This is a genomic window from Thiocapsa roseopersicina (assembly GCF_900106925.1).
Classification (GTDB): domain Bacteria; phylum Pseudomonadota; class Gammaproteobacteria; order Chromatiales; family Chromatiaceae; genus Thiocapsa; species Thiocapsa roseopersicina.
The window spans coordinates 38,033-54,182 of the sequence record NZ_FNNZ01000005.1 but is presented as its reverse complement, the minus strand read 5'-3'; the positions used below and the strand labels follow the sequence as shown (position 1 = coordinate 54,182).

General features: G+C 64.6%; 16 protein-coding genes. 7 read left to right on the top strand and 9 right to left on the bottom strand.

Annotated features, from left to right (window positions below; genetic code table 11):
* Positions 1–39: 39 nt before the first annotated feature.
* From BLV04_RS07340 to BLV04_RS07315, 6 genes are all read right to left on the bottom strand, one after another.
* Complete coding sequence (locus BLV04_RS07340; protein WP_093029594.1) at positions 40–378, bottom strand: ArsR/SmtB family transcription factor; 339 nt, start codon at positions 376–378, stop codon at positions 40–42.
* A gap of 42 nt (positions 379–420) precedes the next feature.
* Positions 421–1,293 carry a response regulator gene (locus BLV04_RS07335; RefSeq protein ID WP_093029592.1) on the bottom strand — a complete coding sequence of 291 codons (873 nt, stop codon included), beginning with the start codon at positions 1,291–1,293 and terminating at the stop codon, positions 421–423.
* A 49-nt stretch (positions 1,294–1,342) separates the two neighbouring features.
* Positions 1,343–3,730: an ATP-binding response regulator gene (locus BLV04_RS07330; protein ID WP_093029877.1), complete on the bottom strand. Its 2,388-nt coding sequence runs from the start codon at positions 3,728–3,730 to the stop codon at positions 1,343–1,345.
* Between the two features lie 160 nt (positions 3,731–3,890).
* A complete protein-coding gene (locus BLV04_RS07325) occupies positions 3,891–4,355 on the bottom strand; it encodes a peroxiredoxin (RefSeq protein ID WP_093029590.1) in 465 nt (154 codons plus the stop codon).
* Between the two features lie 50 nt (positions 4,356–4,405).
* The gene (locus tag BLV04_RS07320) at positions 4,406–5,776 is read right to left on the bottom strand and encodes an ATP-binding protein (protein ID WP_093029588.1); all 1,371 of its coding nucleotides are present in this window, start codon (positions 5,774–5,776) and stop codon (positions 4,406–4,408) included.
* Positions 5,773–6,489: a response regulator gene (locus tag BLV04_RS07315; RefSeq protein WP_093029586.1), complete on the bottom strand. Its 717-nt coding sequence runs from the start codon at positions 6,487–6,489 to the stop codon at positions 5,773–5,775. The genes BLV04_RS07320 and BLV04_RS07315 overlap by 4 nt, the downstream gene beginning before the upstream one ends.
* Positions 6,490–6,677: 188 nt before the next feature.
* On the opposite strand from BLV04_RS07315, the gene BLV04_RS24845 reads away from it, so the two are divergent.
* Together BLV04_RS24845 and BLV04_RS07310 are read left to right on the top strand one after the other, a co-directional pair.
* Complete coding sequence (locus BLV04_RS24845) at positions 6,678–6,833, top strand: hypothetical protein (protein WP_170164711.1); 156 nt, start codon at positions 6,678–6,680, stop codon at positions 6,831–6,833.
* Between the two features lie 299 nt (positions 6,834–7,132).
* Positions 7,133–7,702 carry a tetratricopeptide repeat protein gene (locus BLV04_RS07310; protein ID WP_093029584.1) on the top strand — a complete coding sequence of 190 codons (570 nt, stop codon included), beginning with the start codon at positions 7,133–7,135 and terminating at the stop codon, positions 7,700–7,702.
* Between the two features lie 34 nt (positions 7,703–7,736).
* On the opposite strand, the gene BLV04_RS07305 is transcribed toward BLV04_RS07310, so the two are convergent.
* Positions 7,737–8,357: a class I SAM-dependent methyltransferase gene (locus BLV04_RS07305; protein ID WP_093029582.1), complete on the bottom strand. Its 621-nt coding sequence runs from the start codon at positions 8,355–8,357 to the stop codon at positions 7,737–7,739.
* Between the two features lie 459 nt (positions 8,358–8,816).
* Here BLV04_RS07305 and BLV04_RS07300 point away from each other — a divergent pair, with 459 nt between their 5' ends.
* From BLV04_RS07300 to hypE, 4 genes are all read left to right on the top strand, one after another.
* A complete protein-coding gene (locus BLV04_RS07300) occupies positions 8,817–9,974 on the top strand; it encodes a nickel-dependent hydrogenase large subunit (protein ID WP_093029581.1) in 1,158 nt (385 codons plus the stop codon).
* Positions 9,975–10,182: 208 nt separating this feature from the next.
* Positions 10,183–10,467, top strand: coding sequence for a HypC/HybG/HupF family hydrogenase formation chaperone (locus tag BLV04_RS07295; RefSeq protein WP_093029579.1), 285 nt, complete (start codon positions 10,183–10,185; stop codon positions 10,465–10,467).
* Complete coding sequence (gene hypD / locus BLV04_RS07290; RefSeq protein WP_093029577.1) at positions 10,464–11,633, top strand: hydrogenase formation protein HypD; 1,170 nt, start codon at positions 10,464–10,466, stop codon at positions 11,631–11,633. Before BLV04_RS07295 ends, hypD begins: the two co-directional genes overlap by 4 nt.
* A 93-nt stretch (positions 11,634–11,726) precedes the next feature.
* Entirely contained in the window at positions 11,727–12,773 is a 1,047-nt protein-coding gene (gene hypE, locus BLV04_RS07285; RefSeq protein ID WP_093029575.1) for a hydrogenase expression/formation protein HypE, read from the top strand.
* A gap of 85 nt (positions 12,774–12,858) precedes the next feature.
* Here the strand turns inward: hypE and BLV04_RS07280 are convergent, their stop codons facing one another.
* Positions 12,859–14,487: a serine hydrolase gene (locus BLV04_RS07280; protein WP_093029573.1), complete on the bottom strand. Its 1,629-nt coding sequence runs from the start codon at positions 14,485–14,487 to the stop codon at positions 12,859–12,861.
* A gap of 236 nt (positions 14,488–14,723) precedes the next feature.
* Between BLV04_RS07280 and BLV04_RS07275 the strand changes: the two genes are divergently transcribed.
* On the top strand, positions 14,724–15,161 hold the full coding sequence (locus BLV04_RS07275; protein ID WP_093029571.1) for a PGPGW domain-containing protein: 438 nt from the start codon (positions 14,724–14,726) through the stop codon (positions 15,159–15,161).
* Positions 15,162–15,265: 104 nt separating this feature from the next.
* Here BLV04_RS07275 and BLV04_RS07270 read toward each other — a convergent pair whose 3' ends face one another.
* Complete coding sequence (locus BLV04_RS07270) at positions 15,266–16,123, bottom strand: DUF6920 family protein (protein ID WP_093029569.1); 858 nt, start codon at positions 16,121–16,123, stop codon at positions 15,266–15,268.
* Positions 16,124–16,150 lie beyond the last annotated feature (27 nt).

The window sequence follows — 16,150 nt, the reverse complement described above, 5'->3', positions numbered from 1 at the left end:
ACCTGTTGCTCGGCGCGGACGCCACGCAGGATACGCGGCCTATTTGGGGAATCGGTCGTCCAGGTTCGCCGGGCACAGGACGTCGCGCATGATGCCGATGAGGTCGAGCAGCTGATCGTTGCGGATCCGATAATAGATCCGGTTGGCCTCTTTGCGGGCGACGACGATATTCTTGTTGCGCAGTTGTTCCAGGTGCTGGGAGATGTTGCTTTGCGAGGTCCCGGTGCGATCGACGATCTCGCCGACGGAGAGCTCCTTGTCGCCGAGCGAGCAGAGGATCTTCCATCGCAGGGGATGGGCCATCGCCTTCAGGGCGTTGGCGGTCAGGGTCGTGTTTTCATCGTCTTCGGGGGTCTCGGGGACCATCGGTTCAATCATGCTTGCTCCTCCCTAGGGGCTTCAATCTTATCGTCTCGTTGCTTATCCCCCTGTCGGCAGGGCACTCGCGCTCCCGTTCTTCTCGACCCGCACGTAGCCGGTCATATCCTTGGCGATACAGATGATATCGCTGATCCGCCCTTCCGTATCCTTGACTGCGGTTCGCGAGAAGAGGATCGGGACCCGGCGCCCGTCGCGAGCGATGAAGCGCGCCTCGATCCGGCTCAGGGCGCCTGTGCGGATCAGCGCCTCCAGCCAGGTCCCCATGAAGGCGCCGGCCTCGGCGTCGCCTTCCTCTTCGAAGACGTCTCCGATCGACATACCGCGTAGATCCTCCCCGCGGTAACCGAGCATCTTCCACGCCGCCGGATTGGTGTGCTTGATGGTGCCGCTCGGATCCAAGACCAAGAGCGCTTCGCCCATATGGGTGATGATGTTCTCCAGGTATTGCCGTGCCTCGGCGAGCTCCCTCGTGCGCTCCGCGACCGTCTGCTCCAGTGTGCGGTTGAGCTCGCGCTCCTTTTCGATCAGCCTGAAATAGGTGCTGATCTTGTTGATCAGAAGGTTGTCGTCGATCGGTTTGAGCAGATAGTCGACGGCGCCGACGGCGAATCCGCGTTGCTGAAACTCTTCGGATTTGAAGGCCGCCGTCAGGAAGATGATCGGGATATCGCGCGTGCGCTTGCGCAATTTGAGCATGGACGCGGTCTCGAAACCGTCCATCTCGGGCATCTGCACGTCCAGGATGATGAGGTCGATGTCCGGATATCGGTGGGTCAGGTCGATGGCGTCCTGCCCCGAGGTTGCCTCGAGAACCTCGACATCCATCTCGCTCTCGATCAGGGTGCGGAGCGTGAAGAGATTGTGAGCGTGGTCGTCGACGATCAGCAGTTTGAAGCCGGCGTAGCGGGTCATGTCGTCTGCCCTTGTGCGCCCGGAGCCGCAGCGAGCTGGACTCGGCGGCTCAAACGATCGGTTCGCGGATCGCTGCGGATGTTTCCGGGGGGCGTCTGTCCGGAAGCACCTCGGCGAGCAGCGCCGTGAGTTGATCGGGATCGATGGGTTTGGATAGAAACTCGACGGCACCCGCACCCAAGCAGTCGGCAACCCGGGTCTTGGCCGATCGATCGCCGAGCACGGCAACGGCCGGGTGAGGCCCCGTACTGCGGCTCAACAGTGTCCGAATCGTAGCACAGGTCATTTCGTCGGACATCCCGGCGGCCAGCAGCACCAGCTCGCAGCCTTCGCCCTCCTCCTGCAGGGTCTCGAGCGCCTCGTCGAGATCGGCTGCCGTTTGAACGCGCAGGTTGCGCCGAGACAGCTCGGAGGCGAGCTGAACGAGGGTCTTGACATCGCGCTCGACGATCAGCACCCAGCCGCCGCTCGCGCCTGCGCCGGCACCCCGTGCCGAGGTCGGGCGGAGCGCGCCGGGCGAGTCCTCGGGCGGAAGCGGCGTGACGTGTGCGCTCGCGGGTGCGGCCGGGGAGACCCCTTCCGGCTCGACGGCAACGGCGGCGACGGGCATGAAGAGGGTGAAGCAGGCGCCGGCTCCGGGTGCGCTCTCGACTTCGATCCGTCCGCCGAGCAACAGCGCAAGCTCGCGGCTGATCGAAAGCCCCAGGCCGGTGCCGCCGTAGCGGCGACGCGTCGACCCGTCGGCCTGCTGGAAGGCCTCGAAGATGATCTCTTGTTTGTCGTGCGGGATCCCGATTCCGGTGTCGGCGACGCTCAGCACAACCTGCCGTTGTGGATCCTCTCCCGCTTCGACCGCCAGGGCGATGCGACCCTGCTCGGTGAACTTCACGGCATTGGAGAGAAAGTTCTTGAGGATCTGCCGCAGCTTGTCGCGATCCGTGTAGACCCGCGTTGCGGCACGCGGGTCGATCTCGAGATCGAGCACGACCGGTTTCTCCACCACCATCGGTTGGACCAGCTCGATCAGCTCTTCCAGCATCGGACGCAGCTCGACCCAGTCGGACGTCACGGCGACATGCCCGGCCTCGATCCGCGAGATGTCCAGGATGTTGTCGATCATGGTTCGCAGGTCGCGCCCGGCCTCGTGGATGACCTGTGCCTGGCGTCGCTGCCCCGGATTGAGTCCGCTGGTCTCGGCGGCCAACATCTTCGAGAGCAGGAGGATCGAGTTCAGCGGTGTGCGCAGCTCATGGCTGACGTTGGCCAGGAACTCGGATTTGTAGCGGTTGGATCGCTCCAGCTCGCGGGTATGGGCTTGCGCCGCCTGCAGGTGCTCGGCGTGGGTCTGCGCCAGCGCGGTGAGCTGCTCGCCGAGCTCGCGAATCTCGCGCGGCCCGCGCCAACTGAAGCGCAACGGCCGACCGTCGCGGAGGACCTTGCCGATCCCGCCCCTGAGCTCCTCGCCGAAATGCTCGGCACGGGCCGCGATCCATCGCGCCAGCACCATCACCACCAGGACCAGAAGGAAGATAATCGAAAGGACGCGCACGATCAGGGCGTCGCGAAACTCCTCGATCGGCGAGGGATCCACTGCCCGACCCACCCAGAGCGGCACCCCGTCTTCGGTCAGAAACATGGGCACCCAGAGCAGCTGGCGGCCCTGACGGCCCTTCCAGACGGCGAGGGTGCCGCCGGCAAAGATCTCGGCCAAGCCGGGGAAGGCGTCGAACGCCTCGGGCTGGCCGCTTGCCGGCTGACCGGGACGCAGATAGCTGCCGTCGTGATTCACCCAAAGCGTGTCTCGATAGAACTGGGCCAGTCCGCCGACATCGATGGTCATGACGACCACCCCCCGCGGGTCTTCCGGCGTCTCCCCGCCGATCCGGCTGACCAGGCTCAGGGTCATGAGCTGGCGCGGATCCTCGACGCCCGCCAAAGGGTCGATGCGGATTCGGCTCACCATCACGGCGCCGGATTGCAGATCGCTGCCGGCCGTCAGGAATTTCCGATTCGGGACCTGCGGGGGCGAAGCAGTCGGTCGCCATTCCTGCGTGCGGGCATCGCGAGCCAGCCAGAAACGCTCCTGACCGTCGTCGCCGACGAAGAGGATCTGGATGATGTCGCGTTGATCGGCGACGATTTGATTGATCCAGGCGGTGTAGCGGGCGCGTGCGACATCGATCTGATCCGCATCGCCCTGCTCGCCCAGGATCAGGCCGGGCTCGGGGAGCTTCGAGAGCAGCCGGATCATCTCGTGTCGACTGGCCAGATGTTGGTCGAGATCACGAAAGTCGGCACGCAGGTTCTGCAGATACGCGCGCTGGTAGAACATCGCGGTGCGATCCAGCACCAGCGGGAGGTTGATCAGCACGGCCAACACCAGCGGGGTCAGGCCGAAGATCAGGAGGAAGATCAGGATATAGGCTCGCAGCTTCACGCTTCGCGAGGTCTCCGAGCGCGACTCGGGGTCGAGCGTCGGCGAGGGTGAGGCCGCGCCGGAACACGAACCGGACGCGGATCCCGGCTCGACCGATGAGATCGGGCTTGTCTCTTCGGTCGGCGGCGAGAGCATTTCGACTGCCGCTCCCGGTGGCGTATCAGAGGGCCTGGACCAGTTCCAGAATCTGGGCGGCATGACCCTTGGGCTTGACGTCGTAGAGTGCATGTCGGATGACGCCGCTCTTGTCGACGACGAAGGTCGAGCGAACGATCCCCATGCGCTTCTCGCCGTGTGCCTCCTTCTCGCGCCACACGCCGTAAGCCTCGCACGCCTCGCCCTCGGTATCGGCGAGCAGTTGGACGGTCAAACCGTATTTGTCGCGGAAGGCGCCGTGACTGGTGCAGGTGTCGCGGCTGATGCCCACGACATCGGTCTCGGCGGCGTCGAAGTCGGCTTGCAGGTCGGTGAAGTCGAGCGCCTCCATCGTGCAGCCCGGTGTGTCGTCCTTCGGGTAAAAGTAGATCACCAGGTTGCGTTGCCCGAGGAGCCGATCGAGGCTCACCCGCCCCATGTCCGCGTTGGGGAGTGTGAAGACGGGCGCGTGATCGCCAGGTTGCAGCATCGCGAAGGGCTCCGGGTGGTCGAGCGGATTGATGGATGTCAGGGCGGAATTTAGGCACCCTCGCACGGCGCGTCAACCGCCTTGCCGTTGCGAAGCGCAAGGGCGGGCTCGAGCTCGAGCGGCGGCAAGCGAACGCTCGCGACGGTGCCGCCGCCGCGACGCGTGCCCAAATGAAGTTCCATCTGGTTCGACAAGGCGAGCTGGTAAGCCACGGCAAGACCCAATCCCGTGCCGCCGGTCAGGCGGCTGCGCGAGGTTTCCAGGCGGTAATAGGGACGAAAGACGGCCTCGCGCTCGGCTTCCGGGATCCCCGGCCCGCGATCGAGCACGAAGATCACGGGCGTTGCCGTCTTGCAGTCGATATGGATCTCGACCAGATCCTGGCTGTAGCGCAGTGCGTTTTCGAGCAGATTGCTCAGGATGCGGCGCAAGGCCAAGACGTCGACTCGATAGCGGCACGACCGACTGCGCTGCCAGATGACCCGCGGCCGACCGGCGACCAAATCGTCGATCAAGGCGGTGAGGTCGACCTCCTCGCGATTTCCTGTTTCGAGGCTCTTTCCGAAATCGATCGCCTGGGTGATGAGCGCGTTCATCTCCTCGATGTCGCGCTCCATCCGGGCGACGAGCGCCGGCGCGGTGCCGCGCGGCAGCATCTCCACGGCGAGACGCAGGCGCGTGAGCGGCGTGCGCAGATCGTGCGAGATCCCGGCGAGCAGGAGGGTGCGGTTGGCGATCAGCTCGCGAATGCGTCGACTGGCGGCATTGAACTGACGCGCGAGGTTCGCGAGCTCTCTGGGGCCGCTTTCGGACAAGACGGCGGGCGAGTAGCCCAGCGCGACCTGCTCGGCGGCCTTGGAGAGGCGGTTGAGCGGCTGGGTGACGCGCCCCGCCAGGATCAGCGCGCTGCCGACGATCAAGAGCACCGCAACGCCGATGATGACGGACAGGCCCTCGATCGGGCGACTCTCGACCCGGCTGCGAGGGAACCCCGCCCAGACCGTTTCCCCGCTCGCATCGAGGGCGACCCAGAACCACCGCTCGCTGTTGGCGACACTGGTCACGATCTCCACCTCGCCGCCGAGTCGCTCTTCCAAGGCGAGTTTGAGCTGGCCGATGTAAGGGAAGAAAAACTGGTTGACGTCCGTGAGCGGCCGTTCCTCGGCCAGTCGGATCTGGTACTCCCGCGCCAGCCTGGTGCGATAGTCGTCACGCATCTCCGCGGGGAGCTGACGCAGGGTCCGAGCGGACAGCACCATGATGCTCGCCAGGTCCGAGGCGGAGCGCTGCGCGACCGGCGTCAGCGCGTAGGAGACGATCACCCAGAAGGTGATGAGGCCGAACAGTCCGAAGGTGACGACCAAGGTGAGCAGTGCACGCCCGAACAGGCTTGCCGGAACCAGCTTGGCAAAGAGCCTCATGCGTCCCCGGCGGGCGTGAACATGTAGCCCTTGCCCCAGATGGTGCGGATGTAGCGGGGACGCTTCGTATCCGGCTCGATCTTGGCGCGCAGGCGCGCGATTTGCACGTCGATGCTGCGATCGAACGGCGAGCGCTCGTAGCCCTTGAGCAGGTCGAGCAGTAGATCGCGATCCAGGACGCGGTCCGGATGCTCGGCAAGGATCCGCAGCAGCTCGAGCTCCCCCGAGGTGAGCACGACCGACTCATCGCCGCGTCGCAGCTCGCGTTGGCCGAGGTCGAGTCGATAGGGTCCGAAGCGGATGACGCCGTCGTCCTCGCGGGGCTCGGGTGGCGCGCTCGGGGCTCGGCGGCGCAACACCGCACGGATTCGCGCCAGAAGCTCCCGCGGATTGAAGGGTTTGGGCATGTAGTCGTCGGCTCCGACCTCCAGGCCGACGATACGATCGATATCGCCGCCGCGGGCCGACAGCATGATGATCGGGGTATTCGCACGCGCGCGCAGTCGGCGCGCCAGGCTCAATCCATCCTCGCCGGGGAGCATCAGGTCGAGAATCACCAGGTCCGTTTCGTGCTCCGCCAGCCAGGCATCCATTGCCACGCCGTCCTCGGCTCCGGCCACGCTGAAGCCCTCCCCGGCGAGATAGTCCCCGAGCAGGGCGCGCAAGGCCGAATCGTCGTCGACAACCAGGATTTGGATCGGTGTATCGGGCATCTCGGCAGTGTCTCGTTCGGCCTGGGTCAAGGGGCCGTAACAACTTGTAACAACATTAGGGCCAAGTAGAAATACTCTGTCGATCACACGCGTGCATGATAGCGCCGTACTCGGAGGCTCGAGATGGATGCGATCTCCGGGTCTGCGAATCCTTGGAGCAGTCGTCCGATGGAGACAGGAGACCACGCATGAGCTTCGATGCACTCACGATCACGGGTCTGATCGCCGCCGTCCTTTGCGCCGGCTTTCTGATCGCACTCATCAACCGCGACGATGCCGACGCGCCTCGTCGTTCACCGATATCCGGTGCCGGGCAGACCGATGGATCCGACCGTCGGTCCTGAGTCGGAACCGCAAACGAGCAGCAAGCCAGTAGTTAGGTCGCCACGGCAGCTACACACCCTGCCGTCGCGACCTTTTTTTGTCCGCGACTCGGCCACGGGACCCACTGCGCGGACCGATACTTTCCGCCTCAAGCATACGCAAGGCCGCCTCTGCGCGCGAGGATGACCGTCTGCGTGCTCGGCGATCTGCCCGCAGTGACCTCGCCGTTTCGGCGTGCGCCGATTGGCCCGGTTTGACAGGCATCGCACGTCTTCCTAGGATCGCGCGACCTCTTCCTCCTCACCGCGCCTCGAATCCCATGCCCAGACTCTCGCCGCTGCAGTGGCTGCTCTTTGCCGTGTTCTTGTTCTTCTACGGTTTCACGGTCTTTGCCGTCACGCGCGATTACTACATCCGCCACGCCGCGCGCCCTGCCGTCGCCGCCGCGCCGGCCACTCCCCACGGGATGCCGCCTCAGACCGCTCCGCGCCCGGCGCCGACCGCGATCCCTCAGACCATCACCGAGACCAACCCCGATCTCCTGGCGCAACAGGCCGACGCGCTCTTCGTGGAGCGCCGTTACAGCGAGGCCGTGCCCGTCTATCGCCGTCTTCTCGAGCTCAGGCCGGACGATGTCGAGGCCCACAACGATCTCGGATTGGCGCTGCATTACATGGGCGATACCGACGGCGCTCTGACGCAATTGCGAGCCGGTGCGGCCAAAGATGCGGCGCACCAGCGCATCTGGCTGACCCTCGGCTTCGTAAGCCTGCAAGCCGGCGATGCGGCGGAGGCGCGCAGCTCGCTCGAGCACGCTCGTGATCTCGGTGCCGACACGGGTGTCGGTCAGGAGGCGACCCGGTTGCTGGACCTGATCGAGGCGCAGTGATCCGGATCGACGCTCTTCGGCGTGGCGGCCAAGGTCAGCTGTCGGACCCGACCCCGCCACGCGGATGAGCCCGCTCGGCGAGCGCAACCGTGTAATGCGCCCCTTGCTTGAGCTTGTCGTAATTGCCGAAGACTTCGGTCAGATTGCGTTTCATGTATTGGCGCAGCCCGTTGATGGTCACCAGATAGAGACGACCGCCCGGACGTAGGCGGGCGTGCGCATCGTGCAGCAGGAGCGCAAGCAGCTCCTTGCCCACCTTCGCCGGGATATTGCTCGCGATTAGGTCGAACCGCAGCTCGGGATCGACCTGATCGAATCCGTTGCTGAGCTGCGCGCGTGCGTTCTCCAGACGGTTGAGCTTAAGGTTGCGCGCGGCGTAATCCACCGCCACGAAATCCTTGTCGACCATCAGGGTTCGGCCCTGCGGGGCGAGCGTCGCCATCGCCAAGCCGATTGCACCGTAGCCGCAGCCGAGATCGAAGCAGTCGTCGGCCGGTCGAACCTGCAGATGCGCCAGCAGTAGGCGGGTGCCTTCGTCGATCTCGCGCGGCGAGAAGAGACCCCACGTGCTGTGAAGCGTCAGGTCGCGTCCGCCGAGCTCGGCATTGAAGACGATGTCTCGGCGAAGGGCAGCGAGTTGTTCGGGCGTCAGCACGTGGGGTTGGCCTGCTGGGATGTGGCATGGTTGGGCGATCGACGCTATTGCGCCGGGAACGACATGGGCTGCGGCGGGGCGAAGCAAACGGCTTTCGACGCATCGGCCGTCGAGGTAAAACCTAACCCGGCAGACCCGGAACCCGGAGACGTGGTCGAAGGCTCTGATCGTTGTCGTTGTCGTTGTCGTTGTCGTAATCTTAATCGGATTCCGGACGAGCACGACAACGACAAATTCTGCGACGGTTCGTTTAAGACTTGCGGCGTGAGGGGCTAAGGTATCAACCCAATCGCTTTTCACATCCTTAAACCGCGCCAGCTCCAAGTCATCCGGGCTGCACCGGGCGTCGTGTCTCACGCCACTGTCCCGCCCGCACCTCGCACGCGGTTTAAGCTATCCTGAAGCCCGATCGGCTACACTGCAAGTCTTGCATCGCCAATCCGGAGGTCCGCGAGCCGCATGTCCGATCCGGGTGGAAGTCTCGACATCCAATTGACGCCGTCCTCGGGTGGTCTGCTCTGCACGATCGCCTCGACGCGTCCGGTCGCTGCCGCGTCGGCCTTCGCCGGGCGCACGCCCGAGGAGACGACGGCGCGCCTGCCGCTGCTTTTCTCGATCTGCGCCCGCGCTCAAGCCGGCGCCTGTGCGGCGGCATTCGAGCAGGCATCCGGGGTGTTGCCGAGCCTGCTCATCCGAGGACGGCGCGAGGCGGCGATCGCAGTGGAGACGATCCGCGAACACCTATGGCGCGTCCTGCTCGATTGGCCACCGATCTTGAACGAGCCGCCATGCCGTGACGACATGGCGGCGGTCCTTGCCCTGTCGAATCGCATCCTCGCGCGGCTCGACCCCGCCGGCGATTTGTTCAGCGTCGGTGCCGGTGCGGCGGCGGGTCAAGCCCCCGGCCTCGATGTCCTGCTCGGCGATCTGACCGATCTGCTGACGCGCAGGATTTTCGGGATTGCCCCCGAGCACTGGTTGAACCTGATCGGCGACCCGTCCGGCTTCGAGCGCTGGTGTCGCAAGACGGAGACGGTGGCCGCTCGGCTGTTGCGCTCCCTGCTGGAATCGGGAGAGGCATCGCTCGGACAGACCCCGATCACCGCGCTGCCGAGGCTCTCGGACGAGGATCTGATCGCGCGGATGAGCGCGCCGGATTGGGCCGAATTCGTCGCCCGTCCGACCTGGCAGGGCCAACCCCGCGAGACCAGCCCCTTCACGCGTGTGCATCCCTTGCCCCTGATCGAGGTCTACGGGGCTGGCCTCCTGGTGCGTCTTGCCGCTCAACTCACGGAGGTCGCGACCGGCTTGCGGCTGCTGAGCCGCGGATCCGCCGGGAGCGCCGCCACGCAGGCGACGCTCGGGAGCGCCAACGGGATCGGGCTGGGGCGCGTCTTCGCGGCGCGCGGCATGCTGGCTCATCTGGTCCGCATCGAGGACGGCCGCGTCCGCGACTATCGAATCCTTGCGCCGACCGAGTGGAACTTCCACCCGCGCGGCGTCGTTGCCCGAGCACTGGAGAGTCTGCCGCCCGGTCCCGAGGACCAGGTGCGTCGACAGGCCGAGCTTCTGATTACGGCGATCGATCCCTGCGTGGCCTTCAAGCTCACCTGTTAAAACGCGCCCCCGAGCGCGATGCGAGGTCGTCACTCGGGCGCAGGGTGGGAGCGAGTCTGATGCCCTCGTAGATAGCGCGTTTTAAGATTTTTAATTTATTGATATAAAACGCGTCTCGTCAAGGTTTCGGTTGGCGACCAGGTTCGTCCCGATCTGACCGCTTCATTGATCACCCCGGACGCGTTTTATCCTGCGAGGTCTTTTGTCCATGTGTCTTGCCATTCCCGCACGCATCACCTCCATCGATGTCGCCGCCGATACCGCGAAGGTTGCGCTCGGGCCCGTCTGCAAGGAGATCTCGTTGGCCCTGATCGAGGACGCGGCCGTCGGCGATTATGTCTTGGTCCATGTCGGCTACGCCCTGAACAAGATCAGTGAAGAGGAGGCGCAGCGCACACTCGAGATCATCGCCGAGATGGGGCTGCTCGAGGAAGAGCTGGAGCGCGAGCCCGGGCCGACGTCGAGCGTCGAGGGAACCGGGGGCCAACATTGAAATACATCGATGAGTTCCGCGACAAAGGCCTCGCCCGCCGGCTCGCCGAGACGATCGCCGCCGAGGCGCACCCCGGGCGCGACTATCGACTGATGGAGTTTTGCGGCGGTCACACACACGCCATCTTCCGCTACGGCGTGCAGCACCTGATGCCGCCGAACCTGCGTTTCATCCATGGTCCGGGCTGTCCGGTCTGCGTGCTGCCGATGGCCCGGATCGACCACGCGATCGCGCTCGCCACGCAGCACGATGTTACGCTCTGCACCTACGGCGACCTGATGCGCGTGCCCGCGAGCGAGCGCAGGAGTCTGCTCAAGGCCAAGGCCGATGGCGCGGATATCCGCATGATCTACTCGACCCAAGACGTGCTGCGGATCGCGCGCGAGAACCCCGAGCGGCAGGTTGTCTTCTTCGCCATCGGCTTCGAGACCACCACGCCGCCGACCGCCGTCGCCGTGAAGACGGCGCGCGCCGAGGGGCTGACCAACTTCTCGGTCTTCTGCAACCATGTGCTGACCCCGTCGGCGCTGCAGACGATCCTGAGTACCGCCGGCCCGGACGGTGTGCAGCTCGACGGTATCCTCGGCCCCTCCCATGTGAGCACGCTCATCGGCAGCCGACCCTATCGCTTCGTGCCCGAGCGGTTCGGCGTGCCTGTCGTGATCGCCGGTTTCGAGCCCCTGGATGTGATGCAGTCCGCCTTGATGCTCGTCAGGCAGCTCAACGAAGGGCGTTGCGAGGTCGAGAACCAGTACACCCGTGCCGTGAGCGAGGAGGGCAACCGCAAGGCGCAGGCCCTGATCGAGGAGGTCTTCCGGATCCGCCCGGAGTTCGAATGGCGCGGGCTCGGCTTCTTGCCGAACAGCGCCTTGGCGCTGGCCGACGCCTACGCGGATCTGGATGCCGAGCAGCGCTTTCCGGTCGAGATCGCCCCGGCCAAAGAGATCAAGGGCTGCGAGTGCCCGGCCATCCTGCGCGGCGTGAAGACACCGACCGAGTGCAAGCTCTTCGGCAACCCCTGCACCCCCGACAACCCCATGGGCTCCTGCATGGTGTCCTCCGAGGGCGCCTGTGCGGCTTATTGGAGCTACGGCCGGTTCAGGGATGCCGGCGCGGCCAGCCGCCAGCCACCAGCCGCCAGCCACCAGCCGCCAGCCAGAGGTTGAAAGCCGAAGCTGATAGCTGATAGCTGATAGCTGATAGCAGGAGGCAGGAGGCTTCCCCTGGCTGACCCAGTCGTCTCACAACGAGGTCTCAGAATGACATCCGATCGGCGCTTTCCCGTGCGACTCGATCTCAAGAAGGGCGCCGTGGATATGAGTCACGGCTCCGGCGGGCGCGCCATGGCACAGCTCATCGGCGAGCTGTTTCAGCGGTATCTCGACCATGCGCTGCTGACGCTGGGCAACGACCAGGCGCTCTTCACGCCGCCGCCCGGTCGTTTGGTGATGAGCACCGACGGTCATGTGATCTCCCCGCTCTTCTTCCCCGGCGGCGACATCGGCTCGCTCTCCGTGCATGGCACCATCAACGATGTCGCCATGTCCGGCGCTCGACCGCTCTATCTGGCCGCCGGTTTCATCCTGGAGGAAGGCTTCCCGCTCGCCGATCTGGCCCGCATCGTCGAGAGCATGGCGCAAGCCGCCAATGCCGCGGGCGTGCCGGTGGTGACGGGCGACACCAAGGTGGTGGAGCGCGGCAAGGGCGACGGGGTCTTCATCACCACCACCGGGATCGGCGTGGTGCCCGAGGGCATCCTGATCTCGGGTGATCGCGCCGAGCCGGGGGATGTGATCCTGGTCAGCGGAAGCATGGGTGACCACGGCGTGGCTATCCTCTCGAAACGCGAGAACCTCGGCTTCGAGACCGAGATCCGCTCCGACAGCGCCGCACTACATGAGCTGGTCGCCGCCATGATCGTGGCTGTTCCGGACATCCACTGTCTGCGCGACCCCACCCGCGGCGGCTTGGCGACGACGCTCAACGAGCTGGCCCATCAATCCGGCGTCGGCATGCAGATCCGCGAAGACGCCATTCCGGTTCGTCCCGAGGTAGCCGCCGCCTGCGAGCTGCTCGGGCTCGATCCGCTCTATGTCGCCAATGAGGGTAAGCTGATCGCCATCTGCCCGCCCGATCAGGCCGTGCGTCTGCTCGATGCCATGCAAGCCCATCCGCTCGGGATGGAATCGGCCATCATCGGCGAGGTGGTCGAGGACCCGCATCGCTTCGTGCAGATGGAGACCGGCTTCGGCGGAAGCCGGATCGTCGATTGGCTTGCAGGCGAGCAATTGCCGCGGATCTGCTGATCCGCGGCCTGTCCACTGTCCGCATGTGATTCCCGGACTTTAGGCCGATCACCGATTCGGCCCTGTCCGGTCACCTCGATCGGGATCACTGAGAGCCAGACGCCGACTCACGTCTCCGTTCCCCGAACCGCGCCGGCGGAGCATCGGACGCTCGTGTGAACCGCCCCCCGTTCACGTCGGCAAAGACGTCGATGACCATCTCGCGTGCATTGCCTCCAGTCGGTACGACAAAGGTCACGAGGATCTCGGAATCGGACTCGGCGGGCATGTCCGGCATGAGGCCCGTGAAGGTGTTTCCGCTGAAGGAGACGAGCGGGACATCGAGCTGTTTCGGACCCATGACGGCATGCAGTGCATTCTCGACGACGCTTACCGTGATTTGTCCGTAGGCCGGATTGGAGTAGGTTCCTGCGTAGCGCTCCAACGGCAGGCTGAGCTGCGGACTAATCGCCGTCGTCGCCTCGGTACGCGCCGGTCTCGGGAAAAAGAGACCCGGACCGGTCATGGGCGCGTCGCTGCTCGAGGAGGCGTGGCTGTCGAGCAGGACACTCGTCTCGTTTTCGGGATGGAAGGCAAGCGCATAGGCCTTGGCCAGCATCAGCTCCGGGACACTGTTCGGAACCTTATTGGTCAGGACAACCAACCCGATATTGGCCTTCGGAATCAGCGCGACGATGGAGTGCATCCCGCTGGTTTCGCCGTTGTGCCACACGACCGGATAGGGCGAGAAGGAGTTGTAGATCCAAGCCGAGGCGTAGGACGCAACCTCGCCGAACACCTGATTGCCTGCGAAGATCTTCGGGTCGTGCATCGCGGCGATGTTTTCCGCGCTGACAAGCTGATTCCCTTCGAAGGTACCGCGACCCAACTGCATGCGGATCCACTTGGTCATGTCCAGCACATTGGAGCGGATTCCGCCGGCCGGTCCGTAGGTATCGATCCAATCCCCGTAGGTCCAGTCGTCCGGAATCGGCCAGGGCTCTCCCGAGGCGGTGCCGATGTGCCCTCGGGCGATATTGGTCAGGGTCGCGACGACCTCCGGGTTGGCCGTGGTCTCGGTCATGCCCAGCGGGCCGAAGATGGAGACATCCAGATTGTCTTCCCAGCTCAGCCCGGTTTTGTCCTCGACGACATGGGCGGCCGCCAAGAATAGGCTGTTGACGTAGCCGAAGGTCGAACGAAAACTGCTGATGGGCTCGACGAATCGTACGGCCCGCACGATGTCTTCGCGGTTGAAGCCCAGAAAGGCCATGAGGTCGAGCGAATAGGGCGTCATGCCGCTGCGCTGGGAGACGAGATCCGCGATCTGAAACTCGCGCGTCACCCAAGGATCCATCATGGCGAATTCGGGCAGATGCTCGAGAACGGGATCCTTCCAGTCGATGCGATCCTCGTCGTCGAGCATCGCGAGCAGGGCGGTGGTAAACGCCTTGGATGTGGAGCCGATCTCGAAGACCGTGTGGACATCGACGGGCGCGCCGGTTGCCGCATCCTTGACCCCGAAGCCCTTGGAGTAGATCACCTCGTCGTCCTTGACGATCGCGTACGCCATGCCGAGGACTTGCTGCTCCTGCATGATCCGAACGGCGTAGGCCTCCAATTCGTCCAAGAAGCTGCCGGTTTCGGCGCGTGCAGCGCCCGCAAAGATCGCCGATGACATGCAGATCGCCAGAACCAGGCCCGTCGCGCCCGTTCCTCTGAAGCGGATGTTCATTTGATTTTTCCTCGTTGGTGTGGTGTCTTCGCAACGAGGCTTGAGCCTGGTCTCCGACCGTCCAAGCGTTCCCGCGTCGCTTTTCAAGCATAGACGGCAATGGGCGGCCCGACTGGATCGCGAAAGGCGAGGTTTGTGACACGGGTCTCGTTTTACATCCGGAGCGCGCCGCACAGGTCGGCGCCCGGGAGCCGCACTCGAATAAGAGCCCGCCGAGGGTCCGGGAGGCGAGGGTGATGATCGACATGAATTGGATCGAGGCTCATCAGGGCCTGCTGCTGTCGTTGGCCGGACTTTCAATCCTGATGTTCGTAGGATCCCTGATCTCCTTGCCGTTTCTCTTGGCGCGGATCCCGGAGGATTATTTCGTGGACCCGCAACGGCATTCAGCGCGGATGAAGAGCCTCCATCCGGTCGCCTATGTGAGCCTTCGGTTGCTCAAGAATCTGGTCGGCTGGGTCTTGGTACTAGCCGGCATCCTGATGCTGGTGCTCCCCGGTCAGGGAATCCTCACCATCATTATGGGCCTGGTGCTGAGCGACTTTCCCGGTAAGTACACGCTCGAACGCCGAATCGCGAGCAACCGGCGCGTCCTGAACGGAATCAATTGGATTCGCCGACGCGGCGGTCACGCCCCGATCGTTCCGCCGCGAATATCAAACCCACTTCCTTGACTTTATTGCTTTTGACACCCTAAGCCGCGTCAGCGCGAAGGATATTTGTCGCGGTAACGACGCTGTCCTCCGCCAACGCGAGCATGGCGCACAAACGACGCGGTTTAGGCAGAGAACTTGTACATCACATCGGTCACGCGACCGCGCCAGTAGGGCGTGCGTCCCTCCGGCAGGATCCAGGCGACCTCGGCCCGCACCGGGATCCGCATCTCGCTGCGGTCCTTGTAATCCGAGAAGCTGGCCTCCCAGGGGGTTTGGACCATCTTGCCGTCCAGTGCGCGGTAACGCCCGCTTGCGCGCACGCCGCCGATCAAGCCTGCCTCGTCGAAGTCGAAGACGAGCGACACGCTCAGATCGCCGTCGGCGAGCGTGGCGCGGGCGGAGTGATCGTCGATCGGCTCCCAAACGACACCTTGGCTCGGCAGGAGCTTGGTCGGGTACAGAGGTGCCTCGGCGAGGAAGCGCATCAGCTCGGCATGCGTCAGCTCCGGGCTGCTCGCGACCTTGACGACAGGAAAGAGGCCGAAGAGCGCGGCTTTCATCACGCCCGCACCGGCGATATAGGCATCGAGCACGAAGATCTTCGTCGCCGGGGCGATGCGCACCCGGGCGTCCCAATGGAATCCGGGGCGCTGCATCACCACCGATTGGGTCGCCGTCGTACGGGACCATTTGCCCTGAGCGCGCCCGAGGTCGATCTCGCCTTCGAGCCCCAGCTCGGCGGCGGAGATGATGGGTTGGCCGTCCTTCAAGCTCGCGAGAAAATAGCGTTGCACGGGCGCGGGTAGACCTTCGAGCTCGCTCGAGTCATAGGTGTTGGGGATGATCCTGCCGCGCCCGGCCTCGAGGCGCGATTGCAGGCGTGTCGTGCCGGCTTGCCAGCGCGAGATCCCCAGGAGCAGAACGGCCGTGGGCATGATGATCAGGGCGAGCAACAACAGGAAAACCAGGTTCAGCCACATGTTCGAATCTCTGCTATGGGGGTCTGC